Raw genomic sequence first — 18,725 nt, 5'->3', positions numbered from 1 at the left:
CCGAAGCCCCGCGCTATGGCTGGCGTTTTTGCCCATCAATCCGTATAACTGTTCCCTGATTTTTTACTCAGTAGATGAAGCCAATCCATGATGAATGATTCTTTCTGCCGCATTATTGCGGGTGAAATTCAGGCCCGGGCCGACCAGGTCACCGCTGCCGTTCGCCTGCTTGACGAAGGGAACACCGTGCCGTTTATCGCACGTTACCGTAAGGAAATCACCGGCGGCCTGGATGATACGCAACTGCGTAATCTGGAGACCCGACTGGGCTATTTGCGTGAACTGGAAGAGCGCCGTCAGGCCATTCTCAAGTCCATTTCCGAGCAAGGCAAACTGACCGATGATCTGGCTAATGCCATCAACGGCACGTTAAGTAAGACCGAACTCGAAGACCTTTACCTCCCGTATAAACCCAAACGCCGCACCCGCGGACAGATAGCGATTGAAGCCGGTCTGGAGCCACTGGCCGACCTGTTGTGGAACGACCCGTCACACGATCCGGACACCGAAGCGGCGAAATATATCGATGCAGAGAAAGGGGTTGCCGACAGCAAAGCCGCGCTTGATGGTGCACGCTATATCCTGATGGAACGCTTTGCCGAAGACGCTGCGCTGCTGGCGAAGGTACGTGATTATCTGTGGAAAAATGCTCATCTGGTTGCCAGCGTAGTCAACGGCAAAGAAGAGGAAGGCGCAAAATTCCGCGACTATTTCGATCATCACGAGCCGATCGCCTCCGTGCCTTCTCACCGTGCGCTGGCGATGTTCCGTGGCCGGAATGAAGGCGTGTTGCAGCTTTCGCTGAATGCCGATCCGCAGTTCGATGAGCCGCCGAAAGAGAGCCACTGCGAGCAAATCATTATGGATCACCTCGGCCTGCGTCTGAACAACGCACCGGCAGACAGCTGGCGCAAAGGCGTGGTGAGCTGGACGTGGCGTATCAAGGTGCTGATGCACCTCGAAACCGAACTGATGGGGACCGTCCGCGAGCGCGCGGAAGACGAAGCGATCAACGTATTCGCCCGCAACCTGCACGACCTGCTGATGGCGGCACCGGCGGGTCTGCGCGCCACCATGGGTCTCGATCCGGGTCTGCGTACCGGGGTAAAAGTCGCCGTGGTGGATGGCACCGGTAAGCTGGTCGCCACCGATACCATCTATCCTCACACCGGTCAGGCGGCGAAAGCTGCCGTAGTGGTGGCTGCGCTGTGTGAAAAGTACAATGTGGAACTGGTGGCGATTGGTAACGGCACCGCCTCGCGTGAAACCGAACGCTTCTTCCTCGACGTACAGAAACAGTTCCCGAAAGTGACGGCGCAAAAAGTGATTGTCAGCGAAGCCGGAGCGTCAGTCTATTCCGCGTCAGAACTGGCGGCCCAGGAGTTCCCGGATCTCGACGTTTCACTGCGCGGCGCGGTCTCCATTGCGCGCCGTCTGCAGGATCCGCTCGCTGAGCTGGTGAAAATCGATCCGAAATCGATCGGCGTCGGTCAGTATCAGCATGACGTCAGCCAGACACAGTTAGCCCGTAAGCTGGATGCGGTGGTGGAAGACTGTGTGAACGCCGTCGGCGTTGATTTGAACACGGCATCGGTTCCGCTGTTAACCCGTGTAGCCGGTCTGACCCGCATGATGGCGCAGAATATCGTGGCCTGGCGCGATGAGAACGGGCAGTTCCAGAATCGTCAGCAACTGCTGAAAGTCAGCCGTCTGGGGCCGAAAGCCTTCGAACAGTGCGCAGGCTTCCTGCGTATTAACCACGGTGATAACCCGCTGGATGCTTCCACCGTTCACCCGGAAGCCTATCCGGTCGTGGAACGTATTCTGGCGGTAACCCAACAGGCGCTGAAAGACCTGATGGGCAACAGCAGCGAACTGCGCAATCTGAAAGCCGTCGATTTCACCGACGACAAGTTTGGTGTCCCGACCGTCAGCGACATCATCAAAGAGCTGGAGAAACCGGGTCGCGATCCGCGTCCGGAGTTCAAAACCGCGCAGTTTGCCGATGGCGTTGAAACCATGAACGATCTGCTGCCGGGGATGATTCTCGAGGGCGCCGTCACCAACGTCACCAACTTTGGCGCGTTTGTGGATATCGGCGTTCACCAGGATGGACTGGTCCACATCTCATCGCTGTCGAACAAGTTTGTCGACGATCCACACACGGTGGTGAAAGCAGGTGACATCGTGAAGGTGAAAGTGCTGGAAGTTGACCTACAGCGTAAGCGTATTGCCCTGACAATGCGCCTGGACGAACAGCCGGGTGAAACCAATGCCCGTCGCGGCGGCGGCAATGACCGTCCGGCAGCGAAAGCGGCAAAACCACGTACTCGTGAAGCGCAACCCGCCGGCAACAGCGCGATGATGGATGCGCTGGCGGCAGCAATGGGTAAAAAACGTTAAGTTTGGATCATGTGCCGGATGGCGGCGGAATCGCCCTATCCGGCCCGTTAACGCATTCATCTTCTCCATCACGTTATATTTATCACGCCATTAACAGATGAAACCTTAATTAAACATTAACAACGTTAATTTATTAAGAATTCAAATCATTTTACCTGCTGGTTATTATTTTTGAGCCATATCAAAAATGACGCAGATTATTATTCAAACCAACATTCCGTCACATTTAATCGGTTGAAGATAAAAACCATTCTCATTATCATTGTATTGTAGAATATTTAGTCTTTCCTTCGTTGGCTAATCATCTGGTCTCATGCCGCGCCCCTTTGCCCCATGAGGTAAACATCCAGTTAGCGAGAAATAAGTAGGCTCTTATGCAATTTACTCCAGATACTGCGTGGAAAATTACCGGTTTTGCCCGTGAAATAAGTCCTGCATACCGTCAGAAACTGCTTTCCCTCGGCATGCTCCCGGGTTCCTCATTTAACGTGGTGCGCGTCGCCCCCTTAGGCGATCCTGTTCATATTGAAACGCGTCGCGTTAGTCTGGTATTGCGTAAAAAAGACCTGGCATTATTAGAAGTGGAAGCGGTTTCCTGTTAATACAGTGAGTCAATAACGATGAAAAAATTAACCATTGGTTTAATTGGTAATCCAAATTCCGGCAAGACGACCCTATTTAACCAACTGACCGGTGCGCGCCAGCGCGTAGGCAACTGGGCCGGGGTCACCGTAGAACGTAAAGAGGGACAATTCACGACCACGGATCATCAGGTCACGCTGGTCGATCTGCCCGGCACGTATTCGCTCACTACCATCTCTTCGCAAACCTCTCTGGATGAGCAGATTGCCTGCCACTATATTCTGAGCGGCGACGCCGACCTGTTAATTAACGTGGTAGATGCCTCAAATCTTGAGCGTAACCTCTATCTGACGCTGCAACTGCTTGAGCTGGGCATTCCGTGCATTGTCGCGCTCAACATGCTCGACATTGCGGAAAAACAGAAAATCCGTATTGATATCGACGCCCTTTCAACCCGCCTTGGCTGCCCGGTCGTCCCGCTGGTTTCCACTCGTGGACGCGGTATCGAAGCGCTGAAGCTGGCGATTGACCGCCACAGCAAGAATGAAAACGTCGAACTGGTGCATTACGCCCAGCCGCTGCTGCGTGAGGCCGATAAACTGGCAAACGCAATGGCAAAAGAAATGCCGGTACAACAACGCCGCTGGCTCGGCCTGCAAATGCTGGAAGGGGATATCTACAGCCGGGCATACGCTGGTGACGCCGCTGCGCAGCTGGAGATTTCACTGGCGCATCTGAGCGACGAGATGGACGATCCGGCACTGCATATCGCCGATGCGCGTTACCAGTGCATTGCGGCGATCTGCGACGTGGTGAGCAACACCCTGACGGCAGAGCCCAGCCGCTTTACAACAGCGGTGGATAAAATCATCCTCAACCGTTTTCTCGGTCTGCCGATCTTCCTGTTTGTGATGTACCTGATGTTCCTGCTCGCCATTAACATTGGCGGCGCGCTGGCCCCGATTTTTGATGCTGGCTCTGTGGCGATCTTTATTCACGGTATCCAGTGGATCGGCTATACCCTTAACTTCCCGGACTGGCTGACCATCTTCCTCGCACAAGGGCTTGGCGGCGGGATTAACACTGTTCTGCCGCTGGTTCCGCAGATCGGCATGATGTACCTGTTCCTCTCGTTCCTCGAAGACTCCGGTTACATGGCGCGCGCAGCGTTTGTGATGGACCGTCTGATGCAGGCGCTGGGACTGCCGGGCAAATCATTCGTCCCGCTGATTGTCGGCTTTGGCTGCAACGTACCGTCGGTGATGGGGGCCCGTACCCTGGATGCGCCACGCGAGCGTCTGATGACCATCATGATGGCACCGTTCATGTCCTGTGGGGCGCGACTGGCGATTTTCGCCGTGTTTGCTGCGGCTTTCTTCGGGCAGAACGGCGCGCTGGCGGTGTTCTCCCTGTATGTGCTGGGCATTGTGATGGCAGTACTGACCGGTCTGATGCTCAAACACACGATCATGCGTGGCGAAGCCTCTCCGTTTGTTATGGAGCTTCCGGTTTATCACGTCCCGCATATCAAGAGCCTGATCATCCAGACCTGGCAGCGGCTGAAAGGATTTGTGCTGCGCGCCGGTAAAGTGATCGTCATTGTCAGCATCTTCCTGAGCGCGTTTAACAGCTTTTCGCTCAGCGGCAAGATTGTCGATAACATCAACGATTCGGCGCTGGCCTCCGTCAGTCGCGTCATCACCCCCATCTTCAAACCGATTGGCGTTCACGAAGACAACTGGCAGGCAACGGTCGGGCTGTTCACGGGCGCGATGGCGAAAGAAGTAGTGGTTGGTACGCTCAACACGCTCTATACCGCAGAAAACATTCAGGATGAGGAATTTAATCCGGCTGAATTTCATCTTGGCGATGAGTTGCTGAGCGCGCTGGATGAAACCTGGCAGAGCCTGAAAGACACCTTCAGCCTGAGCGTACTGGCGAACCCTATTGAAGCCAGCAAAGGCGACGGAGAAATGGCGACCGGCGCTATGGGCGTCATGGATGCGAAATTTGGCAGCGCGGCGGCTGCCTACAGTTACCTGATTTTCGTCCTGCTGTACGTTCCGTGCATCTCGGTAATGGGGGCAATTGCCCGTGAATCGAGCCGCGGCTGGATGGGCTTCTCCATTCTGTGGGGCCTGAACATTGCCTACTCGTTGTCAACCCTGTTCTACCAGGTTGCCAGCTACAGTGAGCATCCACGCTACAGTCTGGTCTGCATCCTGGCCGTGATCCTGTTTAACGTTGTGGTGCTGGGACTGCTACGTCGGGCGCGTAGCCGGGTGGATGTCAATCTGCTGGCCACGCGGAAAAACGCCAGCGACTGCTGCGCCAGTACAACCACCGGCGATTGCCACTAAGGTGTCACGATGGCTTCGCTAATCCAGGTTCGCGATTTACTGGCCCTGCGGGGGCGCATGGAGGCCGCGCAAATTAGCCATACATTGCATACGCCGCAGCCGATGATCGACGCCATGCTCAATCAACTGGAAATGATGGGTAAAGCCATGCGAATTCAGGAAGAGCCTGACGGCTGTCTCTCCGGAAGCTGCAAAAGTTGCCCGGAAGGCAAAGCCTGCCTGCGTGAATGGTGGGCGTTACGCTAGGTTGATACCGGATGGTGGGATAAACGCCGCCATCCGGTATTTTGCGTGCCCGGTTCCACAACACTCAATCACTTTCTGCAAGGCCACGATTTCCTCCCGCCCTCTTCGCACCGTTAACAACAGGGAGATGCTTTCCCGCCTCCTGCCCGCTAAAGTCACGCCATCTTTTATTCCGGTGAGGGATCGCCATGAGTACAGCCTCCAGCGCGACACCGCATGGCACTCCTCGAACTGGTGCAAAAGCATATCCGCAAGCGGGATCTACTGGGGTTAGTGGAAAAACTGGCGACCCTGCTTATTACAGGACACGCTAATGACAACCAACTAAAAGCTCTGTTTAATTATCTGTTGCAGGCGGGCGACACCGATCGCTTTCGCGATTTTATTCATGGCATGGCCGACCGATTACCCAAGCACAAGGAGAGATTGATGACTATCGCCGAAAGATTACGTCAGGAAGGGCATCACCGTGGTCTTCAGGAGGGCCATGTCAGTGGATTACAGGAAGGACTGGAAAGGGGTAAGGAAGAGGGGATGGAAAAGGGTTTGCAGCAGGGTAAACGTGAGGAAGCACTGCGCATCGCCGCCAGCATGCTGGCTGACGGCATTGACCGCCAGACCATCCTCAGAATCACCGGGCTTACCGCCGATGACGTCATCACGCTAAACCATTAATCTCAGGCCCGGAAGGTTCTTTCCCCTTCCCGGGCGCTTCTTTTCGCGTTACAGCCTCTGCTTCAGCGCCACCAGCGCCTGACAAAACGCATCAGGATGCGAAATAAACGGGGCATGCGCCGCCCTGGCAAAGATCAGCGATTCGCTCTCTGGCCATAGTGCATCAAGCAGTGGCACCACCTTGCGGGGAACCAACCCGTCCAGATAGCCATACAAACGCAGGAACGGTAATGTTAACGATGACAGTGACTCACGCAGATCAACCGTCCTGAGGATCTCCAGCCCACCGTTAAGCACATCTACCGGCGGCATCGGCAGCGCCAGCACGGTTTTCTTCAGCGCGCGGGCATCCTGACGCGCTGTTTCCGTCCCCATCGTTTGCAATGCCAGAAAGCGCTCCACCGTCCGCTGGAAGTCTTCGCTGAGCTGCTGTTGGAATCCCGCCAGGACATCTGGCTTAATCCCCGGCCATGCGTCATGTGCGCTGAAACAGGGTGATGACGCCACGGTTACCAGCGCCTGAACGCGTTCGGGATGGGTTAATGCCACCTGACTTGCTACCAATCCGCCAAGACTCCAGCCGAGCCAGATAGCGTTCTCTGGCGCCTGTTGCAACACGCGCTCCGCCATTTCCTCAAGTGCCATAGCCCCAAAACCCTGGCTGCGACCAAAGCCTGGTAAATCGACCAGATGCAGCGTGAAATGCGAGCTCAGTTCCTCGCTAATGCAATTCCACACTTCGGCGTTAAGTCCCCATCCGTGCAGCAGCACAAGATGACAATTTCCCTCTCCACGGGTCTGCCACCAGATGTCATTCATCAGTTACTGTTCTCTTTTCGCCAACAAGGATGAACCTATGCTAACAGTACCGGGATTATGCTGGCTATGCCGAATGCCGCTGACGCTGAGTCGTTGGGGGATCTGTTCTGTCTGCGAACGCGCTACGCGTCGGCACGTATCGCTCTGTCCACGATGCGGACTCCCCTCCGCGCATCCCACAATGGCCTGCGGTCGCTGCCTGCAAAAACCGCCGCCCTGGCAGCGACTGATTGCCGTCAGCGATTATGCCCCGCCGCTCAGCACGCTTATTCATCAACTTAAGTTTTCCCGGCGCAGCGACATCGCCCCCGCGCTGTCGCGCGTTTTGCTGCTGGAGGTGTTGCAGGCACATCGTCAGACCGGACTGACCCTGCCGGACAGGCTGATTAGCGTTCCTCTCTGGCAGCGCCGCCATTGGCGCAGAGGGTTTAATCAGAGCGATCTGTTATGCCAGTCGCTGTCCCGTTGGCTGCGCTGTCCCTGGGACAGTCGAAGCGTTACGCGCATTCGCCCTACCGCCACTCAGCACCATCTCAGCGCCCGATTGCGCAAGCGTAACCTGAAAAATGCCTTTCGCCTTGAATTGCCGGTAAAGGGACTCCATATGGTTGTTGTGGATGATGTCATCACGACCGGGAGTACCGTCGCGGAGATCGCGCAGTTGCTTTTACGCAACGGCGCGGCGACTGTCCAGGTATGGTGCCTGTGTCGAACCTTGTAGAGCCTCGATGATGGGCGTATTATAACCAACTAAAATAGTCAACTATTAGGCCATTACTATGATCCGTATTTCCGATGCTGCTCAAGCGCACTTTGCCAAACTGCTGGCAAATCAGGAAGAAGGGACACAAATCCGTGTATTTGTGATTAATCCCGGTACGCCTAACGCTGAATGTGGCGTTTCTTATTGTCCGCCGGACGCCGTGGAAGCAACCGACACCGCCCTGAAATTTGACCTGCTGACCGCTTATGTTGATGAGCTGAGCGCGCCCTATCTGGAAGACGCTGAGATCGATTTCGTGACCGATCAACTGGGTTCCCAACTGACGCTGAAAGCGCCGAACGCGAAAATGCGTAAAGTGGCTGACGATGCGCCGCTGATGGAGCGCGTGGAGTATATGCTCCAGTCGCAAATCAACCCGCAGCTTGCCGGTCACGGTGGTCGTGTCTCTCTGATGGAGATCACCGACGAAGGCTACGCCATTCTGCAGTTTGGCGGCGGTTGTAACGGCTGTTCCATGGTCGATGTAACCCTGAAAGAAGGGATCGAGAAGCAGCTGCTGAACGAGTTCCCGGAACTGAAAGGCGTTCGCGACCTGACCGAACACCAGCGCGGCGAACACTCCTACTACTAAGTTCGCTGCTCGAGTAATGCCCGATGGCGTTTGCGCTTATCGGGCACACCGCCCCCTCTTTGCGTCTTCTGCAACATCCTCTTCGATAATTTGACCTGCCTCGCATAATTTAAATTTTGCCTGCCGGGGTGATTCTCAATCACCCTATGTTACCCGTATCATTCATATGGGCACCAAACACACACATCACATCCGACTAAACTAGATAGTTTTAAGGGTAATCCGTCGAGGTGCCGTTACGTCTCTGTTCCCGGTTGGGACAAACGTAGTTTGTCGTCAAAACGTTGACGTTACCCATAACAAATTGAAAGGCCAGGTAAATCATGCCATTAGTCATCGTTGCTATCGGTGTAATTTTGTTATTACTCCTGATGATCCGCTTCAAAATGAACGGCTTCATCGCCCTCGTCCTGGTGGCGCTTGCGGTTGGATTGATGCAAGGAATGCCGCTGGATAAAGTCATTGGTTCCATCAAAGCTGGCGTCGGCGGCACCCTGGGAAGTCTTGCCCTGATCATGGGCTTTGGCGCCATGCTCGGCAAAATGCTGGCAGACTGCGGGGGTGCGCAACGTATCGCCACCACGCTGATTGCGAAATTTGGTAAAAAACACATTCAGTGGGCCGTGGTATTAACCGGTTTCACCGTCGGTTTTGCTCTGTTCTATGAAGTGGGCTTTGTGCTGATGCTGCCGCTGGTGTTCACCATTGCCGCCGCGGCTAACATCCCGCTGCTGTATGTCGGTGTTCCAATGGCTGCGGCGCTCTCCGTAACGCACGGCTTCCTGCCGCCGCACCCGGGCCCGACCGCTATCGCCACCATTTTCCATGCTGACATGGGTAAAACCCTGCTGTTCGGTACGATTCTGGCAATCCCGACCGTCATTCTGGCGGGTCCGGTCTTCGCTCGCTGCCTGAAAGGCATTGATAAGCCGATCCCGGAAGGTCTGTACAGCGCAAAAACCTTCACGGAAGAAGAGATGCCGAGCTTTGGCGTCAGCGTCTGGACCTCACTGGTTCCGGTGGTGCTGATGGCGATGCGCGCCATTGCAGAGATGATCCTGCCCAAAGGCCATGCCTTCCTGCCTGTTGCCGAGTTCTTTGGTGATCCGGTGATGGCAACCCTGATTGCAGTACTGATCGCCCTGTTCACCTTCGGTCTGAACCGTGGCCGTTCAATGGATCAGATTAACGATACGCTGACCTCTTCCATCAAAATTATCGCGATGATGCTGTTGATCATCGGCGGTGGCGGTGCGTTCAAGCAGGTGTTGGTCGACAGCGGCGTGGACAAATACATTGCGTCCATGATGCACGAAACCAATATCTCTCCGCTGCTGATGGCATGGTCGATCGCCGCCGTTCTGCGTATCGCGCTGGGTTCTGCTACCGTTGCCGCTATTACGGCGGGTGGGATTGTCGCTCCGCTGATCGCGACCACCGGCGTCAGCCCTGAGCTGATGGTTATCGCCGTCGGTTCCGGTAGCGTCATCTTCTCTCACGTGAACGATCCGGGCTTCTGGCTGTTCAAAGAGTACTTTAACCTGACCATCGGCGAGACCATCAAGTCCTGGTCAATGCTGGAAACCATTATCTCTGTCTGCGGCCTGATTGGCTGTCTGCTACTGGGAACGGTGGTTTAATGCGAAAAAAGAACCCGCCAGCTGGCGGGTTCTTTATTTTCACGTCTTCTTCGCTGCCGCTTTTCGCCGCTTATCCAGATCCTTAATCAGCTTGTTCACCCTTTCATCGGCAAACATCGCTTCAAGGGTCGTGGAGAGCTTACGACGCCAGTTTTTATACTGTGAACTGGTCCCCGGAATGTTGACCGGTTCCGCCATATCCAGCCAGTCTTCCGGCTGTAATCCTAATAACGCACTGTTGCTGTCGGCGATATAACGCTGCATCGCGCGATTAAGCGTCGGCGTCATCGCCATCAGCGAGGCCTTATGCCCGGCACGTTTTGGCAGGCAACCGTACTTGTGCAGCGCATCTAATAGCCCCTGTTTCGCCCGTTCACGATCCTGATACAGTCCGCGCAAGACCACTTCATCAGGATACAGTCCCAGCGCTTTGCCGAGCGTCAGGTCGCCGCTGTCCCAATAGCCTTTGAGCGTAGGAAGATCATGCGTCGTCGCGACAGCCATTGATTGTTCCGGATACGCTTTCGGCGCACGGTAGTTTTTCTCATGGTCGTTCTCGAAATAGAGTACTTTGTAAGAGTACACGCCGCTGGTTCGCAGCTTGCCGACAATCTCCACCGGAACGGTCCCCAGGTCTTCACCAATCACCATGCAATGATGACGCTGACTTTCCAGCGCCAGAATCGACAACAGGTCATCGACCGGATAGTGAACATAGGCGCCGTGGTCGGCGGTTTCACCGTAGGGGATCCACCACAAACGCAGCATCGACATGACATGATCGATACGCAGCGCGCCGCAGTTTTGCATATTCGCCCGCAGGAGTTCGATAAACGGCTCGTAGGCGCGCGCCGTAATGATATGCGGATCCATCGGCGGCAGGCCCCAGTTCTGTCCAAGCGGGCCGAGGATATCCGGCGGTGCGCCAACAGAGGCTTTCAGGCAATACAGCTCGCGATCGCACCAGGTTTCCGACCCACCTTCCGCCACGCCCACCGCCAGATCGCGATACAGGCCAATTGGCATCGTAAAGCCCTGACTGGTCTCCCAGCAGGCGGCAAACTGGGTATATGCCAGCCACTGCAGCCAGAGCCAGAAATCCACCTCATCACGATGTTCATGACAGAATGTTTTCACCGCGGATGAATCGATCGACTGGTAAGCTTTTGGCCAGACTGGCCAACCCCAGCGCAGTTCGTCCTCTTTCACCTGATGGGCATGCAGCGCATCAAACGCCGCCTGCCAGTACAGACTATCGCCTTCCTGAGCCACGAACGCCCGGAACGCCGCCATCTGTTCATCGTCGCGCGCGGCAAATCCTTTCCACGCCATGCGCAGCGCCGTCATTTTCAGCGCGGTAACGGTGGTATAATCAACCCATTCTGCGTCGCGCGCCTGTTGCAGCGCCTTTTGCGTGGCGGGCTTCTGCCACCAGGCCTGCGCCTCTTTACTCAGGCGAAAATCATCTACCGCGTTCACGTCGATATAAATGACGTTCAGCCAGCGGCGCGAAGACGGGCTGTATGGGCTGGCGCTCTCCGGGTTTGCCGGATAGAGCGCGTGGATCGGGTTGAGGCCGATAAACGCGCCCCCACGTTTCGCCACATCCACCAGCATCGATTTCAGATCGCCAAAGTCACCAATCCCCCAGTTACGCGCTGAACGCAGCGTATACAGCTGCACGCAGGCGCCCCAGAGTTTCTGCCCATTCAGCAGCGCCTGCGGCTCGTAGCAGCGTTTTGGCGCTACGATGATGCGGCAATGGTGGCGCTGTTCATCCTGCGTCAGGGTCAACGTGTGATAACCCAGCGGCAGCTTTGTCGGCAGAGTAAAGGATTTTCCGCCGGTGGCGTGCCCCTTAAACTGCGCCCCCTCTTCGGTGGTCAACAGCCAGTTGAATTCACCGTGTCCCTCTACCGCCAGCGACATCTTTTTGCCTGCGGTGTAGACCATCACATTCGGCACCGCCGTGACCGCCACCTTTGCGGCGGCAGCGGTACGGTGCATAGCATCCAACAAACGTCGCTTGGTTTCGGCACCAATTGACTGCGGCTTGCCGTGGGCATTGATATAATCGGGACTGATCCCCGCCGCCAGCGCGGCATTATCCAGACGTTTGTTATCCATCGCGCTTCCTTAGCGTTTCGCCTGCCAGATTCGGGTCTGATAATCGCGAATGGAGCGATCCGAGCTGAACATGCCGCAGCGCGCGGAGTTCAGGATCGCCGCACGCGTCCAGGCCTCCTGGTCACGATACAACACATCCACCTGTTTCTGCGCCTCAACGTAGGCCGCAAAGTCCGCCATCACCAGATACGGATCGCCACCCTGTTTGCCTATGCTGTGCAGCATCTGATCAAAAGCATGCTTATCGCCTGCGCTTAACTTCCCGCTCTCCAGCTCTTTCAGCACGGCATCGAGCACTTTATCCTTTTTGCGCCATTTCAGCGGATCGTAGCCTTTGGCTTTCAGCGCCTTCACCTGTTCCACGGTATGGCCAAAGATAAAGATATTCTCGTCACCCACTTTCTCGGCGATTTCCACGTTCGCGCCGTCCAGGGTGCCGACCGTCAGTGCGCCGTTTAACGCCAGCTTCATGTTGCCGGTTCCGGAAGCCTCTTTCCCCGCCGTGGAGATCTGCTCGGAGATATCCGCCGCCGGAATCAGCATTTCTGCCGCTGACACGCAGTAATCCGGCAGGAACACCACTTTCAGCTTGTCGCCAACCTTCGGGTCGTTGTTGATGGTTTCCGCCACCTTGTTAATGGCAAAGATGATGTTTTTCGCCAGGTAGTAACCCGGTGCCGCCTTCGCGCCAAACAGGAACACGCGCGGTACGCGGTCTGCCTGCGGGTTTTCGCGAATCTCTTTATACAACGCCAGGATATGCAGCAGGTTCAGGTGCTGACGTTTGTATTCGTGCAGACGCTTAATCTGAATATCGAAAATCGCCTGCGGGTTAATCTCAATTCCGGTACGAACCTTCACAAACTCAGCCAGGCGCACCTTATTTGCCTGCTTGATATCACGCCAGGTCTTGCGGAATTTGGCATCGTCGGCGTACTTCTCAAGGTTGATCAACCGATCGAGATCGTTCGCCCACTCTTTCTTCAGCGTTTTATCAAACAATGCGGCCAGTTCCGGGTTGCACTGCTTGATCCAGCGACGCGGCGTGATGCCATTGGTCACGTTATGGAACTTGTTCGGCCACAGTTGGTGATATTCCGGGAACAGATCTTTCACCACCAGGTCGGAGTGCAGCGCGGCAACGCCGTTAACCGCAAAGCCACTGACCACACACATGTTCGCCATGCGCACCTGTTTGTCGTGAACCACCGCCAGCTTTGCCCAAACCTGCTTGTCGCCAGGCCAGGTTTTATCGACCAGCGTCTTAAAGCGATCGTTAATCTCTTTGATGAGCTGCATATGACGCGGCAGTAGCGCTTTCACCAGCTTCTCATCCCAGCACTCCAGCGCTTCAGGCATCAGGGTATGGTTGGTATAGGCGAAGGTTTTACTGGTGATCGCCCAGGCGTCGTCCCAGCTCATCTGATGCTCGTCAAGCAGCACACGCAGCAGTTCCGGAATCGCAATTGTCGGATGGGTATCGTTCAGTTGAATGACTTCGTAATCCGCCAGCTCATGCAGTTTGCGGCCAGCCAGATGATGACGACGCAGAATATCGGCCACTGAACAGGCGCACTGGAAGTATTGCTGCATCAGACGCAGCTTCTTACCCGCCGTGTGGTTGTCGTTCGGGTAAAGCACTTTGGTCAGTTTATCGGCGTCAATCCCCTGCTGTTCTGCACGCAGGAAATCGCCGTCATTAAATTTGGTCAGGTTAAACGGATGAGCATGCGTGGCCTGCCACAGACGCAGCGGTTGCGCCACGCCGTTACGGTAGCCCAGCACCGGCAGATCCCACGCCTGCCCGGTAATCACAAAGCCGGGTTCCCAGTGACCGTCTTTTGTCACCTTACCGCCAATCCCTACCTGCACGTCAAGCTGCTCGTTATGACGGAACCACGGGTAGCTACCACGATGCCAGTCATCCGGCGCTTCCCTTTGCTGACCGTCGGCAAAGGACTGACGGAACAGACCGTACTGATAATTCAGACCATAACCGGTGGCAGATTGCCCCACGGTCGCCATTGAGTCCAGGAAGCAGGCGGCAAGACGACCTAATCCGCCGTTGCCCAACGCCGGGTCGGTCTCTTCTTCCAGCAGATCGGTCAGGTTGATGCTGTGCGCTTTCAGCGCATCACTCACTGCCTGATACCAGCCCAGGTTAAGCAGGTTATTCCCCGTAAGACGACCAATCAGGAACTCCATAGAGATGTAGTTCACATGGCGCTGATTTTTCGCCGGTTTCGCCACAGGTTGTGCACTGAGGAGTTCCGCCAGCGCGCCGCTGACGGCGTGCCACCATTGACGGGACGTCATCTCGTGAGCTGACAGTAAACCGAAACGCTGCCACTGACGTGTCAGGGCTGCCTGAAATTGCTCTTGATTGAAGGTAGGCTGTGACATAGGAATTCCGGGTCCTTTGGTAAAAAACAACGTTATCGCTAGTTTGCCAGGCTCAATGTTGACCTTCCTCATCCCACTCTGGATTAGGCGGGGAGGAGTAGTGGGGATGAGCGTAAAAGTGTGATCGCCGCCACTTAAAGGTAGCGTACAGGATGAGGATTGGTGGCAAATTCACCACGCTGAAGACAAGGGTAGCGCCGGACAATGACAAAAATTCAGAAGGCACTCATCAGGTATATGTTAATTGAGAAACCGTTTCTAACCTGAAATATCAAAAGGCGGTCGGAATAATCGCATTGAAATTAAGTTTCTGTCACGTTAGAGGGCCAGTTTCGCTAATAAAAGCAAAGACCATCGGGATAAAATGGCCATATTTCACACTGTAGAATTTCCCCGCCAACCCAGTCAGTTTGCGCCTTGCGCGTGATTGAAAGCGGTTTCTGTCATAGTTATAAAGATTTGTGACAGAGTGCAAATTCAGAAACACAAAACGGCCTCTTAACTTGCAATAAGGTGCTTTCTGGCCGACCTTATATCTATTAATTACGAAGCGCAAAAAAAATCGCAGTCCCCCATTTTCCACAGTGAAGTGTTAACTATGTTGATTCCGTCTAAACTAAGTCGTCCGGTTCGACTCGACCATACGGTGGTTCGTGAGCGCCTGTTGGCTAAACTTTCCGGCGCGAACAATTACAGACTGGCCCTGATCACAAGTCCTGCAGGTTATGGGAAGACGACGCTCATTTCACAATGGGCCGCCGGAAAAAGTGAACTCGGCTGGTACTCACTGGATGAGGGCGACAACCAGCAGGAGCGTTTTGCCAGCTATCTGATTGCCGCAGTACAGCAGGCCACCAACGGTCATTGCGCCACCAGCGAAGTGATGGTGCAAAAACGGCAGTATGTCAGCCTGACCTCGCTTTTCGCGCAGCTCTTTATTGAACTGGCGGAATGGCATCGCCCGCTGTATCTGGTCATCGACGATTACCATCTGATCACCAATCCGGTGATTCATGAGTCCATGCGCTTCTTCCTGCGTCACCAGCCTGAAAATCTCACGCTGGTGGTGCTGTCGCGTAACCTACCGCAGCTCGGAATTGCCAATCTGCGCGTGCGCGACCAGCTTCTGGAGATAGGCAGTCAGCAACTGGCCTTTAATCACCAGGAAGCCAAACAGTTTTTTGACCGCCGCTTGTCCTCCCCCATCGAAGCTGCCGAAAGCAGTCGGATGTGTGACGATGTGGCGGGCTGGGCGACCGCATTGCAGCTCATCGCCCTTTCTGCGCGGCAAAACAACCACTCTGCTCATCAGTCGGCTCGCCGTCTGGCGGGAATTAACGCCAGCCATCTCTCGGATTATCTGGTCGATGAAGTGCTGGACAGCGTCGATGTCAGCACCCGTCTCTTCCTGCTGAAAAGTGCGGTTTTACGTTCGATGAACGATGCGCTGATTGTGCGTGTGACCGGCGAAGAAAACGGTCAGATGCGACTGGAAGAGATCGAGCGGCAGGGACTTTTCCTGCAGCGGATGGATGATACTGGCGAGTGGTTCAGCTATCACCCGCTGTTTGGCAGCTTCCTGCGTCAGCGCTGTCAGTGGGAACTGGCGACCGAGTTACCCGATATCCATCGTGCCGCCGCAGAGAGCTGGATGGCACAGGGATTTCCCAGCGAAGCCATCCACCATGCACTGGCGGCGGGTGATGCGCATATGCTGCGCGATATTTTGCTTAACCACGCATGGGGATTGTTCAACCACAGCGAACTGGCGCTACTGGAAGAGTCGTTAAAAGCGCTGCCGTGGGAAAGCCTGCTGGAGAACCCGCGTCTGGTGCTGTTGCAGGCCTGGCTGATGCAGAGCCAGCATCGCTACAGCGAAGTAAACACCCTGCTGGCCCGTGCTGAACAAGAGATTCAGGGCGTGATGGACAGCACGCTGCACGCCGAGTTTAACGCGCTCCGCGCTCAGGTGGCAATCAACGACGGGAATCCCGATGAAGCCGAACATCTGGCAAAACTGGCGCTGGATGAATTGCCCATTGCCTTGTATTACAGCCGTATTGTGGCGACCTCGGTACACGGCGAAGTGCTGCACTGTAAGGGCGATCTCTCTCGCTCCTTAACGCTGATGCAGCAGACCGAACAGATGGCGCGTCATCATGATGTCTGGCACTACGCGCTCTGGAGCTTGATCCAGCAGAGTGAAATCCTCTTTGCCCAGGGATTCTTGCAGGCCGCCTGGGAAACCCAGGAGAAAGCGTTCCAGTTGATTAAAGATCAGCATCTGGAACAGTTGCCCATGCATGAATTTCTGGTGCGCATTCGTGCCCAACTGCTATGGGCGTGGGCACGACTGGACGAATCAGAAGCTTCTGCACGTAGCGGTATCGAAGTACTCTCAGCCTTTCAGCCGCAGCAGCAGCTACAGTGCCTGGCGTTGCTGGTACAGTGCTCGCTGGCCCGTGGCGATCTGGACAATGCCCGTAGCCATCTCAACCGCCTGGAAAATCTGCTGGGCAACGGTCACTACCATAGCGACTGGATCTCAAACGCCGATAAAGTTCGGGTAATCTACTGGCAAATGGTCGGCGATAAAAAGTCGGCCGCCAACTGGCTGCGCCAGACGCCGAAACCGGAGTTTGCCAATAACCACTTCCTGCAAGGCCAGTGGCGTAATATCGCCAGAGCGCAAATTCTGCTGGGCGAATTTGAACCTGCTGAAATCGTACTCGAAGAGCTGAATGAAAATGCGCGCAGCCTGCGCCTGATGAGCGATCTGAACCGTAACCTGCTGCTGCTCAACCAACTTTACTGGCAGGCCGGGCGCAAAAATGACGCGCAGCGCGTGCTGCTTGATGCCCTGCAATTAGCCAACCGCACCGGATTCATCAGCCATTTCGTGATTGAAGGCGAGTCGATGGCGCAACAGCTACGCCAGCTTATTCAACTGAATACGCTGCCGGAACTGGACCAGCACCGCGCGCAGCGCATTCTGCGTGAGATCAACCAACATCACCGCCACAAGTACGCCCACTTTGACGAAGGCTTTGTTGAACGTCTGCTGAACCACCCGGAGGTCCCGGAGCTGATCCGCACCAGCCCGCTGACGCAGCGCGAATGGCAGGTGCTGGGGCTAATCTACTCCGGCTACAGCAACGAGCAAATCGCTGGCGAACTGGCGGTGGCGGCGACCACCATCAAGACGCATATCCGCAATTTGTATCAGAAACTGGGCGTGGCGCACCGTCAGGATGCGGTACAACACGCACAGCGGCTGCTGAAAATGATGGGTTATGGCGTGTAATGTTGCCCGGTTGCACCCACGCTGACCGGGCGGTCTCTTCATTAACGGTTTAGCACAGTTCCAGTTGAATATGGTTATCGGTAATCACCTGGAGTACGCCCGCCGGCGGCAGAACGTCGGTATATACCGCATCCACCAGGCTGATACTGCCCATATTCACCATCGCATTACGGCCAAACTTCGAATGATCCACCACTAACATAACGTGGCGGGAATTCTCGATAATCGCGCGCTTGGTGCGCACCTCATGATAGTCGAACTCCAGCAGCGAGCCGTCGCTGTCGATGCCGCTGATCCCCAGAATGCCGAAATCCAGACGGAACTGGGAAATAAAGTCGAGCGTCGCTTCACCAATGATGCCGCCGTCACGGCTGCGAAGTTCGCCGCCCGCAAGAATAATGCGAAAATCTTCTTTTACCATCAGCGTGTTCGCCACGTTGAGGTTGTTGGTCACGATACGCAAATTGCTGTGGCTGAGCAGCGCGTGCGCCACGGCCTCTGGCGTGGTCCCGATATCAATAAACAGCGTTGAACCGTTGGGGATCTGCGTGGCGACCTTGCGCGCAATGCGCTCTTTTTCCGCCGTCTGCGTGGCTTTACGATCGTGCCACGGCGTGTTGACCGAACTGGACGGCAGCGCCGCCCCGCCGTGATGGCGCAGAATCATGTTTTGATCGGCCAGGTCGTTGAGATCCCGGCGAATCGTTTGTGGGCTGACGGAGAAATGCTCCACCAACTCTTCAGTACTGACGTATCCCTGTTTTTTTACCAGCTCAATGATTGCATCATGTCGTTGTGTTTGTTTCATTGT

12 protein-coding genes and 1 pseudogene are annotated in these 18,725 nt (G+C 55.3%); 9 read left to right on the top strand and 4 right to left on the bottom strand.

Going from position 1 to position 18,725, the window contains the following annotated elements:
- The first annotated feature begins 87 nt into the window (after nucleotides 1-87).
- From AL479_RS10730 to AL479_RS10705, 5 genes and pseudogenes are all read left to right on the top strand, one after another.
- Nucleotides 88-2,403, top strand: a complete 2,316-nt coding sequence (locus tag AL479_RS10730) for a Tex family protein (protein WP_061076076.1) — start codon at nucleotides 88-90, stop codon at nucleotides 2,401-2,403.
- Between the two features lie 374 nt (nucleotides 2,404-2,777).
- The gene (gene feoA / locus AL479_RS10720) at nucleotides 2,778-3,005 is read left to right on the top strand and encodes a ferrous iron transporter A (RefSeq protein WP_012908346.1); all 228 of its coding nucleotides are present in this window, start codon (nucleotides 2,778-2,780) and stop codon (nucleotides 3,003-3,005) included.
- A gap of 18 nt (nucleotides 3,006-3,023) precedes the next feature.
- Complete coding sequence (feoB, locus tag AL479_RS10715; RefSeq protein WP_061076075.1) at nucleotides 3,024-5,345, top strand: Fe(2+) transporter permease subunit FeoB; 2,322 nt, start codon at nucleotides 3,024-3,026, stop codon at nucleotides 5,343-5,345.
- A 9-nt stretch (nucleotides 5,346-5,354) separates the two neighbouring features.
- Nucleotides 5,355-5,591 carry a [Fe-S]-dependent transcriptional repressor FeoC gene (gene feoC, locus AL479_RS10710; protein WP_061076074.1) on the top strand — a complete coding sequence of 79 codons (237 nt, stop codon included), beginning with the start codon at nucleotides 5,355-5,357 and terminating at the stop codon, nucleotides 5,589-5,591.
- Nucleotides 5,592-5,804: 213 nt separating this feature from the next.
- Nucleotides 5,805-6,266 (top strand): annotated as a pseudogene (locus AL479_RS10705) (Rpn family recombination-promoting nuclease/putative transposase); the annotation flags it as partial.
- Between the two features lie 48 nt (nucleotides 6,267-6,314).
- On the opposite strand, the gene bioH reads toward AL479_RS10705, so the two are convergent.
- A complete protein-coding gene (gene bioH, locus AL479_RS10700; RefSeq protein WP_061076073.1) occupies nucleotides 6,315-7,085 on the bottom strand; it encodes a pimeloyl-ACP methyl ester esterase BioH in 771 nt (256 codons plus the stop codon).
- 37 nt (nucleotides 7,086-7,122) lie between these two features.
- Here bioH and gntX point away from each other — a divergent pair, with 37 nt between their 5' ends.
- From gntX to gntT, 3 genes are all read left to right on the top strand, one after another.
- Entirely contained in the window at nucleotides 7,123-7,806 is a 684-nt protein-coding gene (gene gntX, locus AL479_RS10695; protein ID WP_061076072.1) for a DNA utilization protein GntX, read from the top strand.
- Nucleotides 7,807-7,864: 58 nt separating this feature from the next.
- Nucleotides 7,865-8,440, top strand: a complete 576-nt coding sequence (nfuA, locus tag AL479_RS10690; protein ID WP_042998432.1) for a Fe-S biogenesis protein NfuA — start codon at nucleotides 7,865-7,867, stop codon at nucleotides 8,438-8,440.
- Nucleotides 8,441-8,763: 323 nt separating this feature from the next.
- Nucleotides 8,764-10,080, top strand: a complete 1,317-nt coding sequence (gene gntT / locus AL479_RS10685; protein ID WP_042998433.1) for a gluconate transporter — start codon at nucleotides 8,764-8,766, stop codon at nucleotides 10,078-10,080.
- Nucleotides 10,081-10,119: 39 nt separating this feature from the next.
- Here gntT and malQ read toward each other — a convergent pair whose 3' ends face one another.
- Together malQ and malP are read right to left on the bottom strand one after the other, a co-directional pair.
- A complete protein-coding gene (malQ, locus tag AL479_RS10680) occupies nucleotides 10,120-12,207 on the bottom strand; it encodes a 4-alpha-glucanotransferase (RefSeq protein WP_061076071.1) in 2,088 nt (695 codons plus the stop codon).
- A 9-nt stretch (nucleotides 12,208-12,216) separates the two neighbouring features.
- Nucleotides 12,217-14,610: a maltodextrin phosphorylase gene (malP, locus tag AL479_RS10675; RefSeq protein WP_061076070.1), complete on the bottom strand. Its 2,394-nt coding sequence runs from the start codon at nucleotides 14,608-14,610 to the stop codon at nucleotides 12,217-12,219.
- A 598-nt stretch (nucleotides 14,611-15,208) separates the two neighbouring features.
- Here malP and malT point away from each other — a divergent pair.
- Complete coding sequence (gene malT, locus AL479_RS10670) at nucleotides 15,209-17,914, top strand: HTH-type transcriptional regulator MalT (protein ID WP_061076069.1); 2,706 nt, start codon at nucleotides 15,209-15,211, stop codon at nucleotides 17,912-17,914.
- Between the two features lie 49 nt (nucleotides 17,915-17,963).
- On the opposite strand, the gene AL479_RS10665 is transcribed toward malT, so the two are convergent.
- Nucleotides 17,964-18,722: a DeoR/GlpR family transcriptional regulator gene (locus AL479_RS10665; protein WP_061076068.1), complete on the bottom strand. Its 759-nt coding sequence runs from the start codon at nucleotides 18,720-18,722 to the stop codon at nucleotides 17,964-17,966.
- Nucleotides 18,723-18,725 lie beyond the last annotated feature (3 nt).

Origin of the sequence: Citrobacter amalonaticus (genome assembly GCF_001559075.2) — a bacterium.
Taxonomy (GTDB): Bacteria; Pseudomonadota; Gammaproteobacteria; order Enterobacterales; family Enterobacteriaceae; genus Citrobacter_A; species Citrobacter_A amalonaticus_F.
Note: the sequence above shows the minus strand (reverse complement) of the source record. Positions and strands in the feature narration are given on the sequence as shown.